The organism is Capnocytophaga sp. H4358 (genome assembly GCF_002302515.1).
GTDB lineage: Bacteria > Bacteroidota > Bacteroidia > Flavobacteriales > Flavobacteriaceae > Capnocytophaga > Capnocytophaga canis.
On record NZ_CP022380.1, the window covers coordinates 364186 to 385963 of the forward strand.

Annotated in this window: 15 protein-coding genes and 2 pseudogenes; 5 read left to right on the top strand and 12 right to left on the bottom strand. The window is 36.2% G+C overall.

All coding sequences use genetic code 11. The features are described from left to right. Positions 1 to 51 precede the first annotated feature (51 nt). The 4 genes from topA to CGC49_RS01570 form a co-directional block, all read right to left on the bottom strand. Positions 52 to 2571: a type I DNA topoisomerase gene (gene topA / locus CGC49_RS01555; RefSeq protein WP_095893234.1), complete on the bottom strand. Its 2520-nt coding sequence runs from the start codon at positions 2569 to 2571 to the stop codon at positions 52 to 54. Between the two features lie 127 nt (positions 2572 to 2698). Further along, positions 2699 to 2989, bottom strand: a complete 291-nt coding sequence (locus tag CGC49_RS01560; protein ID WP_095911702.1) for a DUF721 domain-containing protein — start codon at positions 2987 to 2989, stop codon at positions 2699 to 2701. Between the two features lie 50 nt (positions 2990 to 3039). Beyond that, a complete protein-coding gene (locus CGC49_RS01565) occupies positions 3040 to 3807 on the bottom strand; it encodes a murein L,D-transpeptidase catalytic domain family protein (protein WP_042006268.1) in 768 nt (255 codons plus the stop codon). Between the two features lie 335 nt (positions 3808 to 4142). Then, positions 4143 to 4349: a transposase gene (locus CGC49_RS01570; RefSeq protein WP_157908981.1), complete on the bottom strand. Its 207-nt coding sequence runs from the start codon at positions 4347 to 4349 to the stop codon at positions 4143 to 4145. Between the two features lie 105 nt (positions 4350 to 4454). Here CGC49_RS01570 and CGC49_RS01575 point away from each other — a divergent pair, with 105 nt between their 5' ends. Continuing rightward, positions 4455 to 5114: an epoxyqueuosine reductase QueH gene (locus tag CGC49_RS01575; RefSeq protein ID WP_042006271.1), complete on the top strand. Its 660-nt coding sequence runs from the start codon at positions 4455 to 4457 to the stop codon at positions 5112 to 5114. A gap of 4 nt (positions 5115 to 5118) precedes the next feature. Next, positions 5119 to 5814 (top strand): annotated as a pseudogene (truB, locus tag CGC49_RS01580) (tRNA pseudouridine(55) synthase TruB); the annotation flags it as partial. Between the two features lie 142 nt (positions 5815 to 5956). Here truB and purE read toward each other — a convergent pair. From purE to CGC49_RS01610, 6 genes are all read right to left on the bottom strand, one after another. Further along, positions 5957 to 6433: a 5-(carboxyamino)imidazole ribonucleotide mutase gene (gene purE / locus CGC49_RS01585; RefSeq protein WP_095893239.1), complete on the bottom strand. Its 477-nt coding sequence runs from the start codon at positions 6431 to 6433 to the stop codon at positions 5957 to 5959. Positions 6434 to 6535: 102 nt separating this feature from the next. Further along, on the bottom strand, positions 6536 to 7810 hold the full coding sequence (locus CGC49_RS01590; RefSeq protein ID WP_095911704.1) for a glycosyl transferase family 1: 1275 nt from the start codon (positions 7808 to 7810) through the stop codon (positions 6536 to 6538). A gap of 2 nt (positions 7811 to 7812) precedes the next feature. Next, positions 7813 to 8631, bottom strand: coding sequence for a ZIP family metal transporter (locus CGC49_RS01595; RefSeq protein ID WP_042006277.1), 819 nt, complete (start codon positions 8629 to 8631; stop codon positions 7813 to 7815). A 517-nt stretch (positions 8632 to 9148) separates the two neighbouring features. Beyond that, positions 9149 to 10537: a phosphoglucosamine mutase gene (glmM, locus tag CGC49_RS01600; protein ID WP_042348246.1), complete on the bottom strand. Its 1389-nt coding sequence runs from the start codon at positions 10535 to 10537 to the stop codon at positions 9149 to 9151. A 35-nt stretch (positions 10538 to 10572) separates the two neighbouring features. Next, entirely contained in the window at positions 10573 to 11415 is an 843-nt protein-coding gene (locus CGC49_RS01605; RefSeq protein ID WP_042344961.1) for an S-adenosyl-l-methionine hydroxide adenosyltransferase family protein, read from the bottom strand. A 105-nt stretch (positions 11416 to 11520) separates the two neighbouring features. After that, positions 11521 to 13749, bottom strand: coding sequence for a patatin-like phospholipase family protein (locus CGC49_RS01610; protein ID WP_095911705.1), 2229 nt, complete (start codon positions 13747 to 13749; stop codon positions 11521 to 11523). Positions 13750 to 13998: 249 nt separating this feature from the next. Between CGC49_RS01610 and lpdA the strand changes: the two genes are divergently transcribed. From lpdA to CGC49_RS01625, 3 genes are all read left to right on the top strand, one after another. Then, positions 13999 to 15390: a dihydrolipoyl dehydrogenase gene (lpdA, locus tag CGC49_RS01615; RefSeq protein WP_095893243.1), complete on the top strand. Its 1392-nt coding sequence runs from the start codon at positions 13999 to 14001 to the stop codon at positions 15388 to 15390. A gap of 283 nt (positions 15391 to 15673) precedes the next feature. Then, positions 15674 to 17311: an ABC-F family ATP-binding cassette domain-containing protein gene (locus CGC49_RS01620; protein WP_095911706.1), complete on the top strand. Its 1638-nt coding sequence runs from the start codon at positions 15674 to 15676 to the stop codon at positions 17309 to 17311. 27 nt (positions 17312 to 17338) lie between these two features. After that, the gene (locus CGC49_RS01625) at positions 17339 to 19681 is read left to right on the top strand and encodes an ATP-dependent helicase (protein WP_095893245.1); all 2343 of its coding nucleotides are present in this window, start codon (positions 17339 to 17341) and stop codon (positions 19679 to 19681) included. Positions 19682 to 19775: 94 nt separating this feature from the next. On the opposite strand, the pseudogene CGC49_RS01630 reads toward CGC49_RS01625, so the two are convergent. Both CGC49_RS01630 and rplI read right to left on the bottom strand, forming a co-directional pair. Further along, a pseudogene (locus tag CGC49_RS01630) lies at positions 19776 to 20976 on the bottom strand (IS256 family transposase). A 294-nt stretch (positions 20977 to 21270) separates the two neighbouring features. Next, entirely contained in the window at positions 21271 to 21762 is a 492-nt protein-coding gene (rplI, locus tag CGC49_RS01635; RefSeq protein WP_095893247.1) for a 50S ribosomal protein L9, read from the bottom strand. Positions 21763 to 21778: the final 16 nt, after the last annotated feature.

Below are 21778 nucleotides of genomic sequence, written 5' to 3' on the forward strand. Positions count from 1 at the left end.
GTTTATTAATTATGTGTTTGTATTATAAAAGGCTAAATTTTTGAATTAAAGTTATTTATTTTTAGTTGCCTTCGTTGTTGTGACTTTTTTAGTTGTGGTTTTCTTCTCAGTCTTTGCTTTTGCTGGAGTCTTTTTTGTTTTAGCATCTAACAAAGCGTTTGCCTGTTCTAATGTAAAATTTGCCACATCCGTTTCTTTCGGTAGTTCAATTTTGGTTTTACCTTTGATGAGATTGTAGCGTCCCCAACGAGCTTTTTCCAAACGAACGTCATCCCATTCTTTTACAACTTTCTCGGATTCTTTCTGTAATTTGGCTTCTATCAGCTCTTCGGCATCATTCTGTGAAAGATTGTTGAAATCATATTTCTTACTTACATTAATAAACATATCATTCCATTTAATGTAAGGACCAAATCGACCTACGCCTTTGCTCACTCCCTTACCTTCATACATCGCAAAAGGAGCATCTGCTTTGTTTTTTTTCTCAATGACTTCCTTGGCTCTATCAAGGGTGACGCTGAATACGTCTTCGCCTCGGTCTAATGAAATGAACGTATCTCCATGACGCACATACGGGCCAAAACGTCCGATATTCACATCTACCTCTTTTCCATCAACAATCCCTAATTTACGAGGCAATTCAAATAATTGTAAGGCTTCTTCAAAAGTAATTGTTTCAATTGACATTCCCGAATGAAGACTCGCAAACAATGGTTTTTCTTCATCTTCACTTGTTCCAATTTGTGCCATTGCCCCGAAACGTCCCAGACGCACACTGAGCGGACGACCCGATTTTGGATCAATTCCTAATACACGTTCACCCGTCTCTCTACCTGCGTTTTTTTCTACATCTTCCACTACGGGATGAAAATGGGAATAGAAATTTTGTAGCATTTCTGTCCAATTTTCGGTTCCCTCTGCAATATGGTCAAAACTTCCCTCAACTGTAGCTGTGAAATTGTAATCCATAATCGTTTCGAAGTTGGATACTAAGAAATCATTTACGACCATGCCAATGTCTGTAGGAACTAATTTTCCTTTGTCCGCACCCACTTTTTCGGAAAGTGTTTTTTGTTTTACGATTCCATTGCTTAATCTAAGTTGCTGATAGTTACGCTCTTCTCCTTCAAAATTGCTACGTTCTACATAACCGCGATTTTGAATAGTTGAGATGGTTGGAGCGTAAGTGGAAGGACGGCCGATACCTAACTCTTCCAATTTTTTGACTAATGAAGCTTCTGTATACCGTGCTTGTGGACGTGTAAAACGTTGTGTAGCAATGATATCATTATTTTTGACGCTTTCTCCCGTTTTTAGTATAGGCAATATACCTTCTTGTTCTTCCTCCTCTTCATCGGTACTTTCTAAGTAAACTTTCAGAAAACCGTCAAATTTGATCATTTCTCCATGAGCAGCAAACAAATCCTTATGTTTATCAGCTTCGATCTTTACATTTGTTCTTTCTAATTGGGCATCAGCCATTTGAGATGCGATAGTACGTTTCCAAATCAATTCATAGAGTCGAGCTTGGTCGCTTTCAGCGGGAATATTTGTACGCATCATGTCCGTTGGACGAATCGCTTCGTGTGCTTCTTGAGCTCCCTTGGCTTTGGTCGCAAAGTTTCGCACTTGACTATACTTAGTACCATAAAGTTGATGTATGGCATTCTGAGCTGTCGATAGAGCTTCTTGGGAAAGATTAGTACTATCCGTACGCATGTAAGTGATAAATCCAGATTCATACAACCGTTGAGCTACGGTCATCGTTTTACTCACCGAAAAGTAAAGTTTTCGTGAGGCTTCTTGTTGTAATGTTGAAGTCGTAAATGGCGGAGCTGGTGATTTTTTAGCTGGTTTAGTTTCTAATGAAGCTATTTTGAATGTGGCTTCTATATTTTTTTCTAAAAAAGCCTTTGCTTCTTCGAGAGTGTCGAACGATTTGGATAAAGTAGCTTTGAAAGTTTTCCCTTCAGAATTAGCGAATTCAGCAGTGATTTTATAGGATGAATGTGTTTTAAACTCTTGGATCTCACGCTCTCTTTCCACGATAAGCCGCACCGAAACGGATTGTACACGCCCTGCAGAAAGCCCACTTTTTACCTTTTTCCAAAGCACCGGAGAAAGTTCATAGCCTACAAGCCGATCTAACACACGACGAGCTTGTTGTGCATTAACCAAATTATAATCAATACTTCGTGGATTTTGTATTGCTTTTTCAATAGCTGTTTTTGTGATTGAGTTAAAAACGATACGTTTTGTCTTTTCAGGATTTAATTTCAAAGTTTCTGCTAAATGCCATGAAATAGCTTCTCCTTCGCGATCTTCATCACTTGCTAACCAAACCGTTTCAGCTTTTTGTGTGAGTGCTTTTAATTCTTTTACTACCTCCTTTTTATCGTTGGAAACAAGATATTTAGGTTTAAATCCGTTTTCAATATCCACCCCAATTTCTTTAGATGGCAAATCAACAATATGCCCGTAGCTTGATACCACTTTAAAATCCTTGCCTAAGAACTTTTCAATAGTTTTTGCCTTTGCAGGCGACTCAACAATCACTATATTTTTAGCCATACTACTAACTTTTGGTCGCAAAAATATAAAATTAAATTATAATATATGGTGTAAGAAGGAAAATATTTTTTATTTAAAGACGTACAGTTACATTAGAACATACCGTAAATAGAGTAGGCAGGAAAAATCAACTTCTGAAGACTATTTTTTTAACAACTTCTTTGCCTATCTCTTCATTAATACTTCTGACAATAGTTTCTTTTCCGTACGTAAGTTCCTCACTAAGAGCAGGAGAAGATAATTCAATGTACAACACATCTCCCTTCAGCTCTACGGATTTGGTGTATTTGGCAATACTAATCCCCATTATCCGAGCCCATATCTCCTGCACTTCTACTTTATGGAGTCCATATTCCAATTTATTTTGTTGTATAATCTGTTTGATAACAGAAGATAGTACCTTTGTATTTCCTTCCATAATAAGTTTAATATTCTCGAAGAAACTTAATTTGTTGAATCACAAATAGGTTAAAAAACCGTATAGTCAATCAATTTCAATAAGTTGAGATATTTTGAAGATTTTAAATATTTTTTATCGTTATAATATGCAAAAACAACGGTTTTATCTTTTATAGTTTCAATAACATCTTTATAGATATGCTCAGGCAGAACAGGGCATCCTAAACTACGTCCCAAACGACCGTTACGTCTGATATAATCTTCACTAACATAATCGGCTGTATGGATAACCACTCCGCGTGTCGCCACATTGCTATTATATCCCTTTTCATCACCGTGCAAACGAAGACTGAACCCTTTACTTCCCATGTAGGTACTGCCGGTTATAAAAAAACCTATACTACTTTTATTAGATTCCTTAGTATTTGAAAATGAGGTAGATAGTTTATCTCCGCTTTTTTTTCCGTGCGAGACATATGTATGAAAAATGATTTGTTTTTCTTCCAAATCAATGGTATAAAAACGCTTAGTGTTACTATCTTTTGAAAAATCAATAATAGAAAGAATTTCCTTTTCGTTCAAGCGTTGTTGATTTTTAAGTGATTGATAGCCAATGTAGGCATAACGAAAAGCCTCATAATTCAGGTCATAATACTCCCCCTCCAATTCATCGTACAACTCCTTGATATTGTTTTCCATTTTTTTTAGAGCTAAGGAAACATATTCTTTGGAGCGAATAGAATCTGTAACGGATACCGTGTGATTGTTTTCTGCATTGACAGATTGTAACGAGAAAAACAAAACGAAAGCATAAAAAACATGACGAATTCTTTTCATATCGAATGTTAGATAAAAATTAGTTATTAGATAATAATATGTATTGCTATAAGATACTGCAAAGTTATTTTTATCTATTCGAAAAAGCAACTTTTAGTTCTTTAAATAATGTTAATTAACATTTATCATCGTGTTTTTAAAGGTGTTCATAGCTAAATATAGAGTCCTTTGCAATACCCTCCATTTCCTTTTTCTAACTGGTTTTAAATAATCTTTGAACCGATTTTTTAGAAAATCACATATTTAAAAACAGAAAATAGGTGATTTTCATCGTCTTTTCTCCCTTTTTTGGATCAATTTTAGTCAAAATCTCCCTTTTTTGAGCCTTTTTTTCATTAAAAGACAGGAAGTATCTCCATCTTCGGACTTCGCTTCAGATTGTAGGCAATGGCTTCCAAAATATGTTGCGTGTGTACTTTTGCTAAGCCTTTGAGCCGTGTGACGCCCACACCAAACCATCGCTTTTGACTCCCAAAAGTACGCTCTACTACCCAAAGCGTCTTAGAAATCAGTTTGTTAAACGCTTTCTCCCATTTACTCAATTGAAACTTGATAAATTCGGTGTCTTTGAACTAATTCAATGTTTCGGTTTTTATATTTGAAAAAAAATTGCGTTATTTGCAAAAAACTAATTAGAAAACACACTTATGACATTAATTCGAGAAAAATTAGTACTGCCAAATGATGGAAAAAAATTGTTGCTACACTCTTGTTGTGCACCTTGTTCAGGCGAGGTGATGGAAGCGATTCAGGCTTCGGGCATTGATTTCACAATTTTTTTCTACAATCCAAACATACATCCATTGAAAGAATATGAACTTCGTAAGGAAGAAAATATTCGATTTGCTGAACAATGCAATATTCCAATCATTGACGCTGATTATGACGTGGACAATTGGTATGAACGAGCCAAGGGTATGGAAATGGAACCAGAACGAGGTATCCGTTGTACGATGTGTTTTGATATGCGTTTTGAACGCACCGCACTCTATGCTTACGAAAACGGATTTGATGTGATTAGCAGTTCATTAGGGATTTCACGATGGAAAAACTTTGATCAAATCAATGATTGTGGTGAACGTGCAGCTGCCAAATACGACGGTATTACGTATTGGACATACAATTGGCGGAAAAAAGGTGGTTCGGCTCGTATGTTAGAAATCAGCAAACGTGAAAAATTCTATATGCAGGAGTACTGTGGATGTGCCTATTCACTACGTGATACCAATAAATGGCGTATTGAAAACGGAAGGGAACGTATCAAAATTGGAGTCAAATATTACGGAAACGAAGAACAAAATAGCTAAAATGATTATTACCCCAGAAGAATTCTCCAACGGAAAAATATTACTGATAGACAAACCTTTACATTGGTCATCGTTCCAAGCTATTAATAAGATAAAGTGGTCTATAATCAAAAATTACAAACTCAAAAAGATTAAAATTGGACACGCAGGGACGCTCGACCCACTTGCTTCGGGTTTATTGATTGTGTGTACAGGAAAATTCACCAAAAAAATTACTGAGTTTCAAGAAGCTACAAAAACATATACGGGTACTATTCGGCTTGGAGCGACCACACCTTCTTTTGATATGGAAACGGAAATCGATCAAACTTTTTCCATAGAACACATTACTCCCGAGCTAATTGAAAAAACTCGTCAACAATTTGTAGGAGAAATTGTTCAGTATCCGCCTATGTTTTCAGCCCTTAAAAAAAAAGGAAAACGACTTTATGAATTTGCACGTGAAGGAGATGAAACTATTGAAATCCCTTCACGAACGGTTTCTATTGAGCAATTCAACTTAGATACAAGTGAATTTCCAAATATTCATTTTGAAGTAATATGCGGTAAAGGAACGTACATCCGTTCCTTGGCTAATGATTTTGGGAAAGCCTTACAGTGTGGCGGATACTTAACTGCCTTACGACGTACAAAAATTGGAGAATTTTCCGTCGATGAAGCCATTTCTCCCGATGAGTTTGTAATAAATCATATATTAAAATCAACAAAATAGGGATAAATTATAAAATCTTTGCTAACCATCATGAAATACAGCACCCAATAAAACTTCAGCTGAGATGTTTAATTAGTCAAAGCATTGACAATCAATATTCTATTGTTTTATTGGGTATAGTATTAAATTTCTACAATGTCTCAGCGGATTTTAAAACAGCTTGTTTTAATCCTTCTTTATATTGTAAAATTTTTTCTAAAGTTTGTGGGTGTTGAGCAGCAATAATCTGAGCAGCCAAAATACCTGCATTTTTCCCCCCATTCAATGCAACAGTAGCTACAGGAACTCCTCCTGGCATTTGCAAAATAGAGAGAACTGAATCCCAACCATCAATGGAATTACTGCTTTTTACAGGCACCCCAATCACGGGTAAAGGTGACATGGAAGCTACCATTCCCGGAAGATGTGCTGCTCCTCCTGCCCCTGCAATGATTACATTTATACCTCGTTTATGGGCGTTCATACTAAAATCCATTAATTTCTCAGGAGTTCTGTGCGCCGAAACAATATCAACTACAGTTTCAATACCAAATTCTTTTAAAATATCGACTGCTTCCTGCATCACAGGTAAGTCGCTTTTACTTCCCATAACAATTGCTACTTTCATATTTTGATTCTTGTATATTTAGTTTCATTTATTTTTATTTTGTAAGTTTTTATACATACATCGTACGTTTAACAAAACCACGTATCTAAACCCTGAATTTGACTAAATCAAGTCTGCTAATTTCTGGGTCAATTTTTTTCGATGATATGGAGCTAAACCTATCGGAGTAGTTTTCAAACTCCTAATTTTGAATAATTGATACCATTCCCAAATAGTTGCTTTTAATTGCTGATGTTCGTCATATGAAAAAGACTTTCCTGTATTAGTTTCCCGAATGATTTGAACAGCATCCCAACCTTTTGGGCCTATGGCTAAAATGGGTCGACCCGATACCATATACTCAAACAATTTCCCAGGAATGATACTTTCTGTTTCTTTGCTATCGATTTCGATAAGCAATAAAATTTGGGAAGAACGTTGTAATTCAATAGCTTCATTATGAGTAATATAACCTCTGTTTATTACATATCTTCCCAAACCAAAAGCACGAATTTCTTGTTCAACGTCTTCACTAAATTTTCCTGCAAAGCACAGTTGAAAGTCATTAGCAAATTCCTCATTTTCAGTTACTAGTTCTGAAAATACTTGCCATAACATTTTTGGATTTCGGTCGGAAAGTAACGACCCTATATGCGATACTAAAAATTTCTCTGAAAGAGATATTTTTTGAATGTTCATGTCATCATATCCATTAGTAATTACATGAATAGGTCGCTTTGTAAGTTCTGAAAATTCTTTCTGAGTTTTGAAACTCGTAACGAGAATCGTATCAGCAGTATTCAAGATCGTTTTTTCCCAATATTTTTGCTTTGAATCTGCCCATTTTGTTAATCGCAAATCTTTATAGTAACCTATAGTTGTCCATGGATCCCTGAAATCACTAATCCATTTCAAATCTGGATATTTTTTTTTCAATTTATATCCTATAAGGTGAATACTATGAGGAGGAGATGTTGTTATAATAGTCTGAATATCATTTTTTTCAATAAAATCTGATAAAAAAGCAACAGAAGGCTTTACCCAAAATTTACGCGCATCAGGAATAAAAAGATTACCTCGGAGCCAAAGCATCATTTTCTCTACAAAAGATATTTTTTTTCGGGGAATGATACCAGCACTCATTTTTTTAGTTTTATTTTTTGAAAAGAATGAAGCCAAACCATAAGGTTCCCAAATAGGATGCTTAATAATTTGAATATCAGAAGGAACATCTTCACCAATTTTCTCATCCACAATTGGATAGCTTGGATTTTCAGGTGTATAAACAATCGGTTCAACTCCAAAATTTCGGAGATATTTCACAAACGTAAGCCAACGCTGTACGCCGGGGCCTCCCGCAGGTTTCCAATAGTATGTGATGATTAGTACTTTTTTCATTTTTAACCTAACACTACGTCCAACACCATCATGACAATAAACCCTCCTAAAAAACCGACGGTTGGTACATCTGTATTTTTATTCTGCTGTGATTCAGGAATAACTTCTTCAACAACTACATAAATCATGGCACCAGCAGCAAAAGCCAAGGCATAGGGCAAAATAGGAGTAAAAAACATTACAGCCACAGCCCCTAAAACTCCCGCAATTGGCTCAACCACAGCTGATAACTGCCCATAAAAAAAACTTTTCCTACGACTTAACCCCATACGACGTAAAGGCATTGAAACTGCAATCCCCTCAGGAAAATTTTGTAGACCAATTCCTATTGCCAAAGTAATAGCCCCCGCAATGGATGCCTCAGGAATATTTGCTGCTACACCACCAAAAAGCACCCCTACTGCCAATCCTTCAGGAATGTTGTGTAAAGTGATTGCTAAAATCAGCAAAGTTGTTTTCTGCCAAGGCGATTTAACACCTTCTGTTTGTTTGAAATTGGCGTGAAAATGCGGTAAAAGTCTATCTAATAAAAACAAAAAGAATGCACCTAACAAAAAACCAACCGTAGCCGGAATTATTTTTATAAAACCTTCTCCTTCAGACATTTCAATAGCAGGAATTAGTAAACTCCATATACTGGCAGCAACCATCACTCCCCCCGTGAAACCTAACATTCCATCAAGAACGATTTTATTTGCCTTGTTGAAAAAAAATACTACCGATGCACCTAATGCCGTCACCAACCACGTAAAAAGTGTAGCATAAAAAGCGGCTAAAATAGGATCTATATTTTCTAAATAAGTTACTAAGGTACTGTACATTTTAAAAAAAATTGTTTTACCGAGTGCAAAGGTATAACATTTTTTAGATTAAACTAAAAAATATTTATGTTTTTACAAAACACAGATTCTCCTCAAATCAAAGCTCAATTTTTTTATGTTAGAAATTTATATATTGTCTCATATGATTATTTAACAGAGAAAAAACATTTCCTTGAAGAAGCTGTCTGAAAAGGTCTATTTTAACAAAATTAGATTCATAAAAACATTGATTATGAAAGTCTTATTTTTTGAATTGCCAAAATTATACTTTTCAGACAACTTTTTTTCTCATGGATTTTTCTTTCGCAGACTTTGGATACACTCTTTCTAAAAAGAGAGAAAAGGCATGTCAAAAATTGCACTTACTAATCGAACTTAAGATAGAAAAGTAAACCCAATCCTCCATCAACGATGAAAAGAAATTCTGCAGAACCTTGAGATTTATAACAATTCTGTTTCTATTGCTTGGATATATTAGATTTCTTATAACTTAACAAAGCATTAGTGTAAAATATTTTTATTTTATAATATTCTGAATATCAGCAATTATACGATTTGCTAGAGCATCAGCTTCTTCAAAACTTTTAGCTTCGGTATAAATACGAATAATTGGCTCTGTATTTGATTTTCGTAAGTGAGCCCAACTTTCAGCAAAATCAATCTTCACTCCATCAATCGTATTCACGTTTTCGTGAGCATATTTTTGAGCCATTTTTGTCAAAATCATATCAACATTTACCTCAGGCGTAAGTTCGATTTTGTTTTTACTCATGAAATACGCTGGATAGCTTTCTCGTAATTCTTTTACGGATGTTATATTTCTAGTAGCTAATAAAGAGAGAAATAAAGCTACCCCAACCAAAGCATCTCGCCCGTAATGTAGCTCAGGGTAGATAATTCCTCCATTACCTTCTCCACCTATGATAACGTTGTTTTTCTTCATCATTTCTACTACATTTACCTCACCGACTGCCGAAGCAAAATAGTTAGCTCCGTATTTTTCTGTAATGTCACGCAAGGCTCTTGATGATGAAAGATTCGAAGCCGTGTTTCCTGGTGTTTTGCTTAGTACATAATCCGCACATGCCACCAAGGTGTATTCCTCGCCGAACATTTCTCCATCCTCACAGATGAGTGCCAATCTGTCTACATCAGGATCAACAACAATACCGAAATGAGCTTTTTCAGCTATCACTTTGGCAGAAATATCTCCCAAATGCTCTTTCAAAGGCTCAGGATTGTGAGGAAAATGACCGTTTGGTTCGCAGTAAAGCTTTACTACTTCCACTCCCAATTTCTCCAAAAGCCGAGGAATAGCTATACCTCCTGTTGAATTTACCGCATCGACTACTACTTTAAATTTCTTACTTTTAATGGCGGAAACATCTACAAGTTTTAGGTTTAAAACTGATTCTATATGTTTATCTATGTAAGTGTCATTTTTGGTTATTTTACCCAAATCATCAACTTGAGAGAATGTAAAATCACTTTTTTCGGCAATTTTCAAGATTTCTTCACCGTCTTTGCCATTTAAAAATTCACCTTTGCTATTGAGGAGTTTCAGGGCATTCCATTGCTTAGGGTTGTGACTTGCCGTAAGTATAATCCCTCCATCAGCGTTTTCCATCGGTACAGCAACCTCTACAGTAGGAGTAGTACTCAATCCTGTGTCGATTACCTCAATACCTAAACCTACTAAGGTGTACGCTACTAAATTCTGAATCATTTCTCCTGAAATACGTGCATCGCGCCCTAATACTACACGGATATTTTCTTTATTAAGAGTCGTTTTTAGCCATGTTCCGTAGGCAGCAGCAAATTTCACTGCATCAATTGGAGTTAAATTGTCTTCGGGCTTACCTCCAATGGTACCTCGAATCCCTGAAATTGATTTAATTAAAGTCATAATAAATATCTTTTATTCTATATCTGATTATTTGTTTACTTTTTCTTATCCAAAAAACGAATACTAACTTGGTCAAGATAATCTATCCCAAGCAATGAGGAAGCCCCTCCAACAGTATGTAAATTACTTTTGTATACACTAACTTGCAGATAATCAAGACTGTTAAACAAAATTAATCGCTCTCCATCGGGTATGGCTCTGCGTTGCTTAGGTATCGAAAAATCAATAATATCGCTGTAATTTTCATGTATCTTAGTAAAAGAATACATGTTGAAAATGACCTCAAAAGGACGTCCTTGTCCCACCTCGTGGAATAAAGACTTTGGAATATTACTCACTGCATTACCGTAGTGGTCAATATAAATCACGGTTCCTGTAATAAATGTTTTGTTATCGGACACTTCTGGCTTAAAATAAGTCATTTCAAAACATTTTTCAATTCGATTTCCCAGAACTTGTAACGGAATTCCTTCCAACAAATCTTTAGCTACTTTCGGAAAGAAATGCAATACAGGAAATTGATTTTTGGTAGTTGTATTAAATAATTCATACACTTCCACATCCGACTCATTTTCTGAAAGCAAATGAAAAATTCCATTGTCAGCACCAATGAAATAATGACCTCTTAACTTCATTATCAAATGCTTACGCTCTGGTGTAGCTTCAGCATCTACTCCAATAATATGAACACTTCCTTTTGGAAAATGATGGTAGGCATTTTTGAGTATGTAATGAGTTTGCATCACATCGAACGGAGCTATAAGATGGGAAATATCAACCACAGCCACATTCGGAATTTCGGTATAAATCTTTCCTTTAACGGCTGCAACTGCGTAGTCTCGTTCTCCAAAGTCTGTTGTTAATGTAATGATTCTCAATGTGTTTATGATTAATTTTTCTTTAGTAAAAGCAATATTGGTAAACAACCCACAAATCTACTAAAAAAACGGAAATCACACGATTTTTTTTATTAAATTTATCAACTAAAACCAATATCCTATGTTAAGTAGCCAAATTGGTTTTTTAAGTTCAGGCGAATAGGTAAACTTCAATTCGATGGGCCCCAACACACTCTGCAAGCTATAACCAATCCCATAGCCTGAAAAATCAGGAGAAGTTTGCCAATTTAAACTTTGGAATAGCTCATTATCTACTTTAGCGACATTTCCGTGTAACAGAATGTGATGTTTTCTGTAATGGTTAATGTCTAAGGTAATATCTGTTTTTAGAAAATTTTTTCCTCCAAAGCTCAAAAAGTCATATCCATAGAAAGGAATATAATTATTTGATGCATTTTTATTGTAGCCTCCAAAGAAATAATCTAACGTGTGAATTCCTTCGGCGTTCCCCAAAGTGAATCCTCCATCGAAAGCCAATTTTGCTGAAAGCCTAGGAAATAAAGGTATTGCAAATGATAAACTTGCTTTAGTCATTGAAAATTGATTGAATTTCTCTGGAGTTTTTCCTAATAAATAAAGATGAAACATAGCGTCAAAATAGACCCCCCTACGTGGAAAAAAACTATTGTCGAAAGAATCGTACTTTATGTAGCTATAAGCACTTCCAAAGTTTGATTTTTCTTTGTAGAGGGGTGTGAAATCTTCTGTGAAGAACACTTGTTCTGTTTTAAAACTTATATCTCTGTTTTCAATACCAATACCCGCTACAAACCCATTTCCTAATAACGTTTGAAAATAAAACTGATTTACCCAATCATAAGCATCCAAATGTAAACGGTTAAGCTTAGACCCTTCAATACTGTATTTTGAGATTCTGTCGGGGTGTATTTTTCTATAAAATTGATTGAATTTAGAACGAAATCCGTAACTAGTGTAATATCCTTTATCTACAAAATAATCAAATTGATACCTGAAATTATCCCCTAAAACCACATCTACGGAGAAAAAATCGTCGATTTGAAATAAATAGTGTTTGGTATAATTCATTATGAAACCTGTTTTGAATAAATTATCATAATGTAATCCAAACTTGACGAAAGTGCGTTCAGGATTTTCTCGCAATAAGAAATCAATATGATCTCCTTCATCGGTATAACGAATTTGGTGATGTACCGTATGAAACTTATTGGTAGCCATTAAGTTATCTATTCCTTCATTCAAATCTTGAAACGAGATTTTTCGCTCTAATTCTTTCAGATAAAGTTTTCCTCGCAAATAGCTACGAGAATAATGCTCATTACCGTGAAAATGAACTGCTTTAACATATATAGAATCTATTTTTTTTATTTTTTCAGGAGTTCGTTTCTCCTTTTGTTGGGAAGCTATTTCTCTAAGTTTTTCTATTTGGTCAAACCCAGCTTTCTCTCCTCGTTTGATGATTGCACTACCTCTGTCAAAGGATATGACATTAAATCCAACAATATTTGGTTTTATGTAAACATCTGTCTTTGCTATTTTTTCGGGCATACTCCCATACATTGCAAAAGCATTGACCTGTGATAATACACCAAAAGCGGAATTAATTTCCTCTCGTGTTTGAAACGGACTTTGCACATCAACTCCAATGATGATATCCATTCCCTTTGCTTTTACTTCATCTATGGGATAATTGTTTAATGCTCCGCCATCTGTCAATAAATCTCCATCAATCTCAACTAAATCAAACAATGAAGGAAACGCACCACTTGCCATAATAGCTTTAGGCAAAAAACCACTTTCCAAAACTACTTGTTTTCCCTTTTCAATATCGGTAGCAATGCACAAAAAAGGAATTGATAGTTTTGAAAAATCAAACGTATCTCCAATTGGATATAAGAGTTTAACAAACTCATTATAAATATTTTGACCTTTTGATACTGAACGTGGAATCCCAATTTTTAAATTATTAAAAGGTAGTGCCAAAGCATACCTGTCATAAATAAAACGTTCATGCAACGATTTGGCTCGGCGTGATGTTTTATCATAAATCAATTTATCGAAATCTAAACGATGAAAGATAGAATCCAATTCATTTGCTGAATATCCTGTAGCATACATAGCCCCCACTATTGCTCCCATACTTGTTCCTCCGATGTAATCAATGCGAACTCCAGCTTCTTCAATAGCTTTCAAAACACCAATATGAGCCAATCCTTTCGCTCCTCCCCCACTCAACACTAAACCTACTTTAAGGTCTTTATCCGTTTTTTTTTCTTGTGAAAAAAGTACGTTGACTATACAACATATAAGTAATACGTATATTTTATATCTCATTTTACTTCTATTCAATTTTTATTGCACTTCCGAATTTAGGAAGGCACTCAACGGCAAATTTACGATAAAAATCAATACTAAACTAAAATATAGAATTAATTTTCATAAAAGCACAATCTATTGTTAATAAGCATATTAACCTATCAATAAATAAAAAAAAACAAAAAAAACATCATTAATACAATAAAAATACGTAACTTCGTAACTTGATTGATAATAGATATTTTTGACAAATAAATATTTTTAAAGATGAGTAAATACGATATTATTGTATTGGGAAGTGGGCCTGGTGGTTACGTAACCGCAATCCGTGCTTCTCAGTTAGGTTTCAAAACCGCTGTTATTGAGAAAGAAAATTTGGGAGGTGTATGTTTGAACTGGGGATGTATCCCAACAAAAGCCTTATTAAAATCAGCTCAGGTATTTGAATATCTGAAACATGCTTCTGACTACGGACTTTCGGTTAAGGAGTTCGATAAAGATTTCTCAGCAGTGGTACAACGAAGTCGTAATGTAGCTGATGGAATGAGCAAAGGGGTTCAATTCTTGATGAAAAAGAACAAGATTGACGTCATCGAAGGATATGGAAAAGTGAAGCCAGGTAAAAAAGTGGAAGTAAAGGACAAGGATGGTAAAATAACTGAATACAGTGCTGACCATATTATCATTGCTACCGGAGCTCGTTCGCGTGAATTACCAGCTCTTCCACAAGATGGTAAAAAAGTGATTGGATATCGCCAAGCTTTGACTTTACCTGCTCAACCTAAAAAAATGATTGTTGTAGGAAGTGGTGCTATAGGAATTGAATTTGCATATTTCTATAACTCAATGGGGACTGAAGTTACTATTGTGGAATTCATGCCAAACATCGTTCCTGTGGAAGATGAAGAGGTGTCAAAACAATTAGAACGTAGCTTCAAAAAATTAGGAATTAAAATATTGACATCTGCTGAAGTTACCAAAGTAGATACCTCAGGTGAAGGAGTGAAAGCTCATGTAAAAACAAGTAAGGGAGAAGAAGTACTTGAGGCTGATGTAGTACTTTCAGCCGTTGGAATCAAAACCAACATCGAAAATATCGGTTTGGAGGATGTAGGAATCGCTACGGACCGCGATAAAATTTTGGTTGACAAATACTACCAAACCAATGTTCCAGGATACTATGCCATTGGAGATGTAGTTCCAGGACAAGCCTTGGCTCACGTGGCTTCGGCGGAAGGAATTTTATGCGTTGAGAAAATTAAAGGTCTTCACGTAGAGCCAATTGACTATGGCAACGTTCCGGGATGTACATACTGTACCCCAGAAATTGCTTCAGTAGGACTTACTGAAAAACAAGCCCGTGAGAAAGGTTATGACATAAAAGTAGGAAAATTCCCATTCTCAGCATCAGGAAAAGCAAAAGCCGGAGGAAATTCAGATGGTTTTGTAAAAGTAATTTTCGATGCGAAATATGGGGAATGGTTGGGTTGTCATATGATTGGAGCAGGTGTTACTGATATGATTGCAGAAGCAGTCGTGGCTCGTAAATTGGAAACCACCGGACACGAAGTGCTAAAAGCAATTCACCCGCACCCGACGATGAGTGAAGCTGTTATGGAGGCCGTAGCAGCTGCTTATGACGAGGTAATACACATCTAATAATCAAATAATTTTACTATATAAAACTTCGATTATCTAATTTTTGGAAAATATCCAAATAGGAAAATCGAAGTTTTTTGCAATATAATAAAATTACAGTATCAACCATCTATATTTCAGCTTAATACAACTGTTATACACTACATCTATAACCTAATTTTGAATCCTAAACCTATCAAAACATCTACTCTGAAATAAAGATTTTACTCCGAAAGCATTTCAAAAAACTTCTTTTGCAAATCAGATTTAATGGTGTATCTTTGCCGTTTTCAACTCAATAATCATGCTTTCAGTAAACGGATTAGCCGTAGAATTTGGCGGCACTACACTTTTTTCGGATGTATCTTTTGTTATCAATCCAAAGGACAGAATAGCCCTTATGGGAAAAAATGGGGCAGGAAAATCGACACTACTCAAAATACTGGCTGGTGTGCGTGAACCTTCAAGAGGAGGAGTATCGTATCCCAAAGATTTCACCATTGCCTACCTGCCACAACACTTGATGACCAATGATGGTCGTACCGTATTTGAAGAAACTGCTCAAGCATTTGCTCATCTGCACGAAATGGAAAAACGTATTGAAGAACTCAATAACGAGCTTACGATTCGCACAGATTATGAGTCCGACGAGTATATGAAACTTATTGAAGAAGTATCGGCTTTGAGCGAAAAGTTTTATAGCATTGAGGATACAAATTTCGAAGCTGACATCGAAAAAACACTGCTTGGACTGGGTTTTACACGTGAAGATTTTCAACGTAAAACAGAAGAGTTTAGTGGTGGATGGCGCATGCGTATTGAATTGGCTAAATTACTTTTGCAAAATCCCGATGTATTACTTTTAGATGAACCTACCAACCACCTAGATATTGATTCTATCGAATGGTTCGAGGATTTCTTAATAAACAGTGCCAAAGCGGTAGTGTTAATTTCACACGACCGAGCTTTTGTGGATAACATTACTAATCGGACTATAGAAGTTACGATGGGACGTATTTATGACTACAAAGCTAAATATTCTCACTATTTAGAACTCCGCAAAGAACGCAGAGCTCAACAGCAGAAACAATTTGAAGATCAACAAAAAATGATTGCTGAAACCAAGGAGTTTATCGAACGTTTCAAAGGTACGTATTCCAAAACCCTACAAGTGCAATCACGCGTAAAAATGCTGGAAAAACTAGAAATCATTGAAGTTGATGAAGAAGATACATCAGCTCTTAGGCTAAAATTTCCACCATCACCACGCTCAGGAAATTATCCTGTAATTGCCGAAGACATAGGCAAGTCATATGGAGATAAGAAAGTATTCTCCCATGCCAATTTCACTATTAAAAGAGGTGAAAAAGTAGCCTTAGTAGGGCGTAATGGCGAAGGAAAATCGACTTTTGTTAAATGTTTAATGCAAGAAATTGAGCATGAAGGAACACTCACACTTGGGCACAATGTACAAATAGGTTATTTTGCTCAAAACCAAGCATCTTTACTTGATGAAGAATTATCTGTATTCCAGACCATTGACGACATTGCTAAGGGTGATATTCGTACCAAAATTCGCGATATACTCGGAGCTTTTATGTTTGACAAGGAAGCCAGTGAAAAAAAGGTAAAAGTACTTTCAGGCGGAGAACGTACCCGCTTGGCGATGATTAAATTATTACTCGAACCTGTAAATTTACTGATTCTGGATGAACCTACAAACCATTTAGATATGCGAACTAAAGACATCCTAAAACAAGCTTTGAAAGAATTTGATGGCACACTAATAGTAGTTTCACACGATCGTGATTTCTTAGACGGACTGGTTAGTAAGGTTTACGAATTTGGAGGCGGTCGCATCATAGAACATCTTGAAGACATTTATGGTTTCTTACAAAAGAAAAAAATGGAAAATCTCAAGCAAATTGAAACTAAAAAATAAGGAGCTCTTTAAATAAAAATCAGCACTATGGAAAAATATTTAGCACAACTCAATGATGCTCAACGAGCCCCCGTATTACAAAAGGAAGGGCCTCTGATGGTTATTGCAGGAGCTGGATCTGGAAAGACAAGAGTTTTGACCTATCGCATTGCAAATTTGATACATCTGGGGGTAGACGCCTTCAATATATTGGCATTGACTTTTACCAATAAAGCAGCCAATGAAATGAAAAAACGTATTACCGAAATCGTAGGCAATGAGGCTAAAAATCTGTGGATGGGGACGTTTCACTCTGTTTTTGCTAAAATTTTACGTATTGAAGCTGATAAATTAGGATATCCTCAAAATTTTACAATTTATGACACCCAAGATTCACAACGATTGATAAACTCGATCATCAAGGAAATGGAATTGGACAAGGATGTCTATAAATACAAGCAAATTCAATCACGTATTTCGTCATTTAAAAATAGTTTAATCACCGTTAGAGCCTACTTTAACAATCCTGAGCTGATGGAAGCCGATGCCATGTCAAAACGTCCGCGTATGGGGGAAATCTATCAGGCTTATGTGGAGCGTTGCTTCAAAGCAGGAGCTATGGATTTTGATGATTTACTACTGAAAACCAATGAGTTATTAAATTTATATCCAGATGTACTGGCCAAATATCAACATCGTTTTCAATATATTTTGGTGGATGAGTATCAGGATACTAATCACTCCCAGTATTTGATTGTCAAGGCATTAGCAGATCGATTTCAGAATATCTGTGTGGTAGGAGACGATGCTCAAAGTATTTATGCTTTTCGTGGAGCGAACATCAATAACATCTTAAACTTTCAGCAAGACTATCAAAACGCTCGGGTCTATCGACTGGAACAAAACTATCGTTCAACGAAAAACATCGTTGAAGCTGCCAATTCGGTAATTGACCACAACAAAACTAAACTTGAGAAAGTGGTATGGACAGCCAACGAATTAGGCGAACCAATAAAAATACACCGTAGCCCCACCGACTCCGATGAAGGACGTTTTGTAGCGGGATCCATCTTTGAAAATAAGATGAACCTACAATTACCAAATAGTGCTTTTGCAGTACTTTATCGAACCAACTCGCAATCACGTGCTATTGAAGATGCCTTGCGAAAACGCGACATTCCATACAGAATCTACGGTGGATTGTCTTTCTATCAACGTAAGGAAGTGAAAGACATGTTAGCATATTTACGCTTGATTATCAATCCAAATGATGAAGAGGCTTTAGTACGAATTATCAATTTCCCTGCTCGAGGAATTGGAGGAACAACACTTGAGAAACTTACCTTTGCCGCAAATCATTACAAAAAGTCGATTTTTGAAATTATGTACAAAATTAACCAAATCGACGGATTGAATATGAATGCTTCCACAAAGCAAAGATTGACTGACTTTGTGATTATGATACTTAATTTTCAATCACTTAGTAAAACATCCAATGCTTTTGAGATTGCCGAACAGGTGGCTCGAAAAACAGGATTATTACAAGAACTCAAAAAAGACGGTACGCCTGAGGGAATCGCCAAAATGGAAAATATCGAAGAAATGCTCAATGGTATTAAAGATTTTGTGGAGGGACAGGAGGATGTTGCCGATAGCACAGCTTCTTTAGCCGAATATTTGGAGGATGTTGCTTTGGTTACCGACATGGATAAAGACACTGGTGATGATGACCGCGTGGCACTGATGACCATTCACTTAGCCAAAGGACTGGAATTTCCATACGTATATATTGTAGGTATGGAAGAGGATTTGTTCCCTTCAGCGATGAGCGTAAACTCACGTGCCGAATTAGAAGAAGAGCGTCGTCTGTTTTATGTAGCTCTTACTCGTGCGGAAAAACAGGCTTATTTAACCTATGCGGAAAATCGCTACCGTTGGGGTAAGCTATCGGATGCAGAACCTAGCCGATTCATTGATGAAATTAACAACCAATACGTACAGTACCTAACAGCTCCTATAAACAATCCAAACTACCGATACAAACCGCTAATTAACAGAGATATTTTCGGAGAAGTAGATAAAAGTCGACTGCGCTTACAAAAACCTACAAACTCCACCCCTCCCCCTTCTCATGCTCCAACAGGAGATGAACTACAACGTTTACGCAAGCTAAAACCCATCAACAGTGCTTCTGTTAGTAATGGTACTAACCCCAACCAAGGAGTCGCCTTAACCGAAGGAATGCTTGTTTTTCACGAGCGTTTTGGCAGAGGAAAAATCATCTCTTTGGAAGGTATTGGAAGCGACCGAAAAGCAAGTATTGATTTTGAGTCAGGAGGCATTCGGAAAATACTCCTCAAATTTGCAAAATTGCAAGTCATTGAAAAATAGGAAATCTCTTTTGTAATTTGAAAGATAAACGAATTTTATTAAACGAGGACACTATCCCTCTAAGTGTGTAAGTTAAAAAGTTGGGGTTAAGTTTTTATAGTTTGAGTCTTTGTGCAAATATAAGCATAAATTGGTTCAAGACAATCCCCCAATTTTGGATAGGCATACTCCACTTTTTGGTAGCTTCTCTCAAAGCCAAGAAAACGGACTTTTGCACAGCTTCGTCTGTTGGGAAAGACAGCTTGTTTTTGGTGTATTTCCGAATCTTACCATTCAGATTCTCAATAAGATTGGTTGTGTAAATAATTTTTCTTATCTCTAACGGAAAATCGAAAAATACGGTCAATTCGTCCCAATTGTCATACCAAGATTTGATAGCATAGCCGTATTTTGACTCCCATTTTTGGGCAAAATCCTCCAAAGTAACCTTGGCAGCTTCCTTGTTAGGGGCAGTATAAATGTGTTTCATATCGGCTGTAAATTCTTTTCTGTCTTTGTAAACCACATACTTACAAGCATTCCTAATCTGATGAACCACACATATTTGCGTTTGTGATTGGGGAAAAACCGTGCGAATGGTTTGCGTAAATCCGTTTAAATTATCGGTGGCAGTAATGAGAATATCTTCCACTCCACGAGCCTTTAAATCAGTGAGAACGCTCATCCAAAAGGCGGAACTTTCATTCTTTCCGAGCCACATTCCTAAAACTTCCTTTTTTCCCTCTCGATTCAAGCCCACAGCAAGGTAAATGGTTTTGTTGACAACTTTTGAGTTCTCACGAACTTTAAAAACGATGCCGTCCATCCAAACAATCAGATACAGCTCGTCCAACGGGCGGTTCTGCCAAGCGACCATTTCATTGGTAACCGCATTGGTAATCCTTGATATTGTGGAAGTTGATACTTCAAAGCCGTACATTTCTTGGATTTGTTCTTCGATGTCGCTCACGCTCATTCCTTTGGCATAGAACGATACGATGATGTTTTCCAAACCATCGATAACGTTCTTGCGTTTAGGGACTAACATTGGGTTAAAACTACCGTCTCTATCCCTAGGAACTTGGATTTGTTCTTCGCCAAAGGAAGTTTTTATCTTCTTGGAAGTGTGTCCGTTACGATAATTTCCATCTTTGTTTTGTCATGTTTTTCGTTGTCCAAGTGAACGTCGAGTTCGGCATTGAGCATATGTTCCACCGCTTTTTTGTGGAGTTCTTTAAAGAAACCTGTCAAGTCCTCAGCAGTCTTAAATGACTTTAAAATTCTTTGCTGTTGAGCAATTCTTCCTTGTTAATCATATCTGTTTAAATTATGGGTCAAAAATAGTTAAAAAATTATTTCCGAAATTTTTTTTGAGCTTTTAAGGGCTCAAAAAATTTCAGAATAACTTTTCAACTTACACAGATTATGGGATACTCCTTAAACGAGATAGGAGCTATGTTTCCATGTGGTTTTAAACCTTATAAATGGTTCAGACCTTTTATTAAAATCACACATGGCACAAATCACAGAGAATACAGAAGAGGCTGTCGGATTTTCCTGACAGCCTCTTCTATCTTTAATTAAGTACTCGATTTGTACGAGTCTCTAAACTATTCATTCTCAGTTTTTTCAACTGGTTTTTCAGCAACTTTCTCAATCTCAGCAACGATTTCGAAAGGCAAATCCACAATCACTTCTCTGTGTAAACGCACAGAAGCATTGTATTTTCCTGCTCTTTTTAAACTGTTTCCTGGAATAGTTACATATTTTTTATCTACTTCATGACCAGCCTTTGCTAATTCTTGAGCCAAATCAGCATTATTAACAGAACCAAATAATTTGCCTCCCGCACCCACTTTTGCAACTATTTTAACAGCCAATCCAGCCAATGCCTGAGCTGTTTTTTTAGCTTCATCAATAATGTGTTGCTCTTTGTAAGCACGTTGTTTCAAGTTCTCTGCTAACACTTTCTTTGCAGAAGGAGTTGCTAAAATTGCCAATCCTTGTGGGATTAGATAGTTACGACCATATCCATTTCTAACGGTTACGATATCGTCTTTAAAACCTAAGTTTTGAACGTCTTGTTTTAGGATAATTTCCATGATGTTGTTGTCCTTT

What these genes read in the sequence shown, in the direction of transcription:
- CGC49_RS01575 (WP_042006271.1), top strand. Translation starts at nt 4,455, where the DNA reads ATGACATTAATTCGAGAAAAATTAGTACTGCCAAATGATGGAAAAAAA.
- lpdA (WP_095893243.1), top strand. Translation starts at nt 13,999, where the DNA reads ATGAGTAAATACGATATTATTGTATTGGGAAGTGGGCCTGGTGGTTAC.
- CGC49_RS01565 (WP_042006268.1), bottom strand. Translation starts at nt 3,807, where the DNA reads ATGAAAAGAATTCGTCATGTTTTTTATGCTTTCGTTTTGTTTTTCTCG.
- topA (WP_095893234.1), bottom strand. Translation starts at nt 2,571, where the DNA reads ATGGCTAAAAATATAGTGATTGTTGAGTCGCCTGCAAAGGCAAAAACT.
- CGC49_RS01590 (WP_095911704.1), bottom strand. Translation starts at nt 7,810, where the DNA reads ATGAAAAAAGTACTAATCATCACATACTATTGGAAACCTGCGGGAGGC.
- CGC49_RS01610 (WP_095911705.1), bottom strand. Translation starts at nt 13,749, where the DNA reads ATGAGATATAAAATATACGTATTACTTATATGTTGTATAGTCAACGTA.
- CGC49_RS01625 (WP_095893245.1), top strand. Translation starts at nt 17,339, where the DNA reads ATGGAAAAATATTTAGCACAACTCAATGATGCTCAACGAGCCCCCGTA.
- purE (WP_095893239.1), bottom strand. Translation starts at nt 6,433, where the DNA reads ATGAAAGTAGCAATTGTTATGGGAAGTAAAAGCGACTTACCTGTGATG.
- CGC49_RS01620 (WP_095911706.1), top strand. Translation starts at nt 15,674, where the DNA reads ATGCTTTCAGTAAACGGATTAGCCGTAGAATTTGGCGGCACTACACTT.
- CGC49_RS01560 (WP_095911702.1), bottom strand. Translation starts at nt 2,989, where the DNA reads ATGGAAGGAAATACAAAGGTACTATCTTCTGTTATCAAACAGATTATA.
- rplI (WP_095893247.1), bottom strand. Translation starts at nt 21,762, where the DNA reads ATGGAAATTATCCTAAAACAAGACGTTCAAAACTTAGGTTTTAAAGAC.
- glmM (WP_042348246.1), bottom strand. Translation starts at nt 10,537, where the DNA reads ATGACTTTAATTAAATCAATTTCAGGGATTCGAGGTACCATTGGAGGT.
- CGC49_RS01595 (WP_042006277.1), bottom strand. Translation starts at nt 8,631, where the DNA reads ATGTACAGTACCTTAGTAACTTATTTAGAAAATATAGATCCTATTTTA.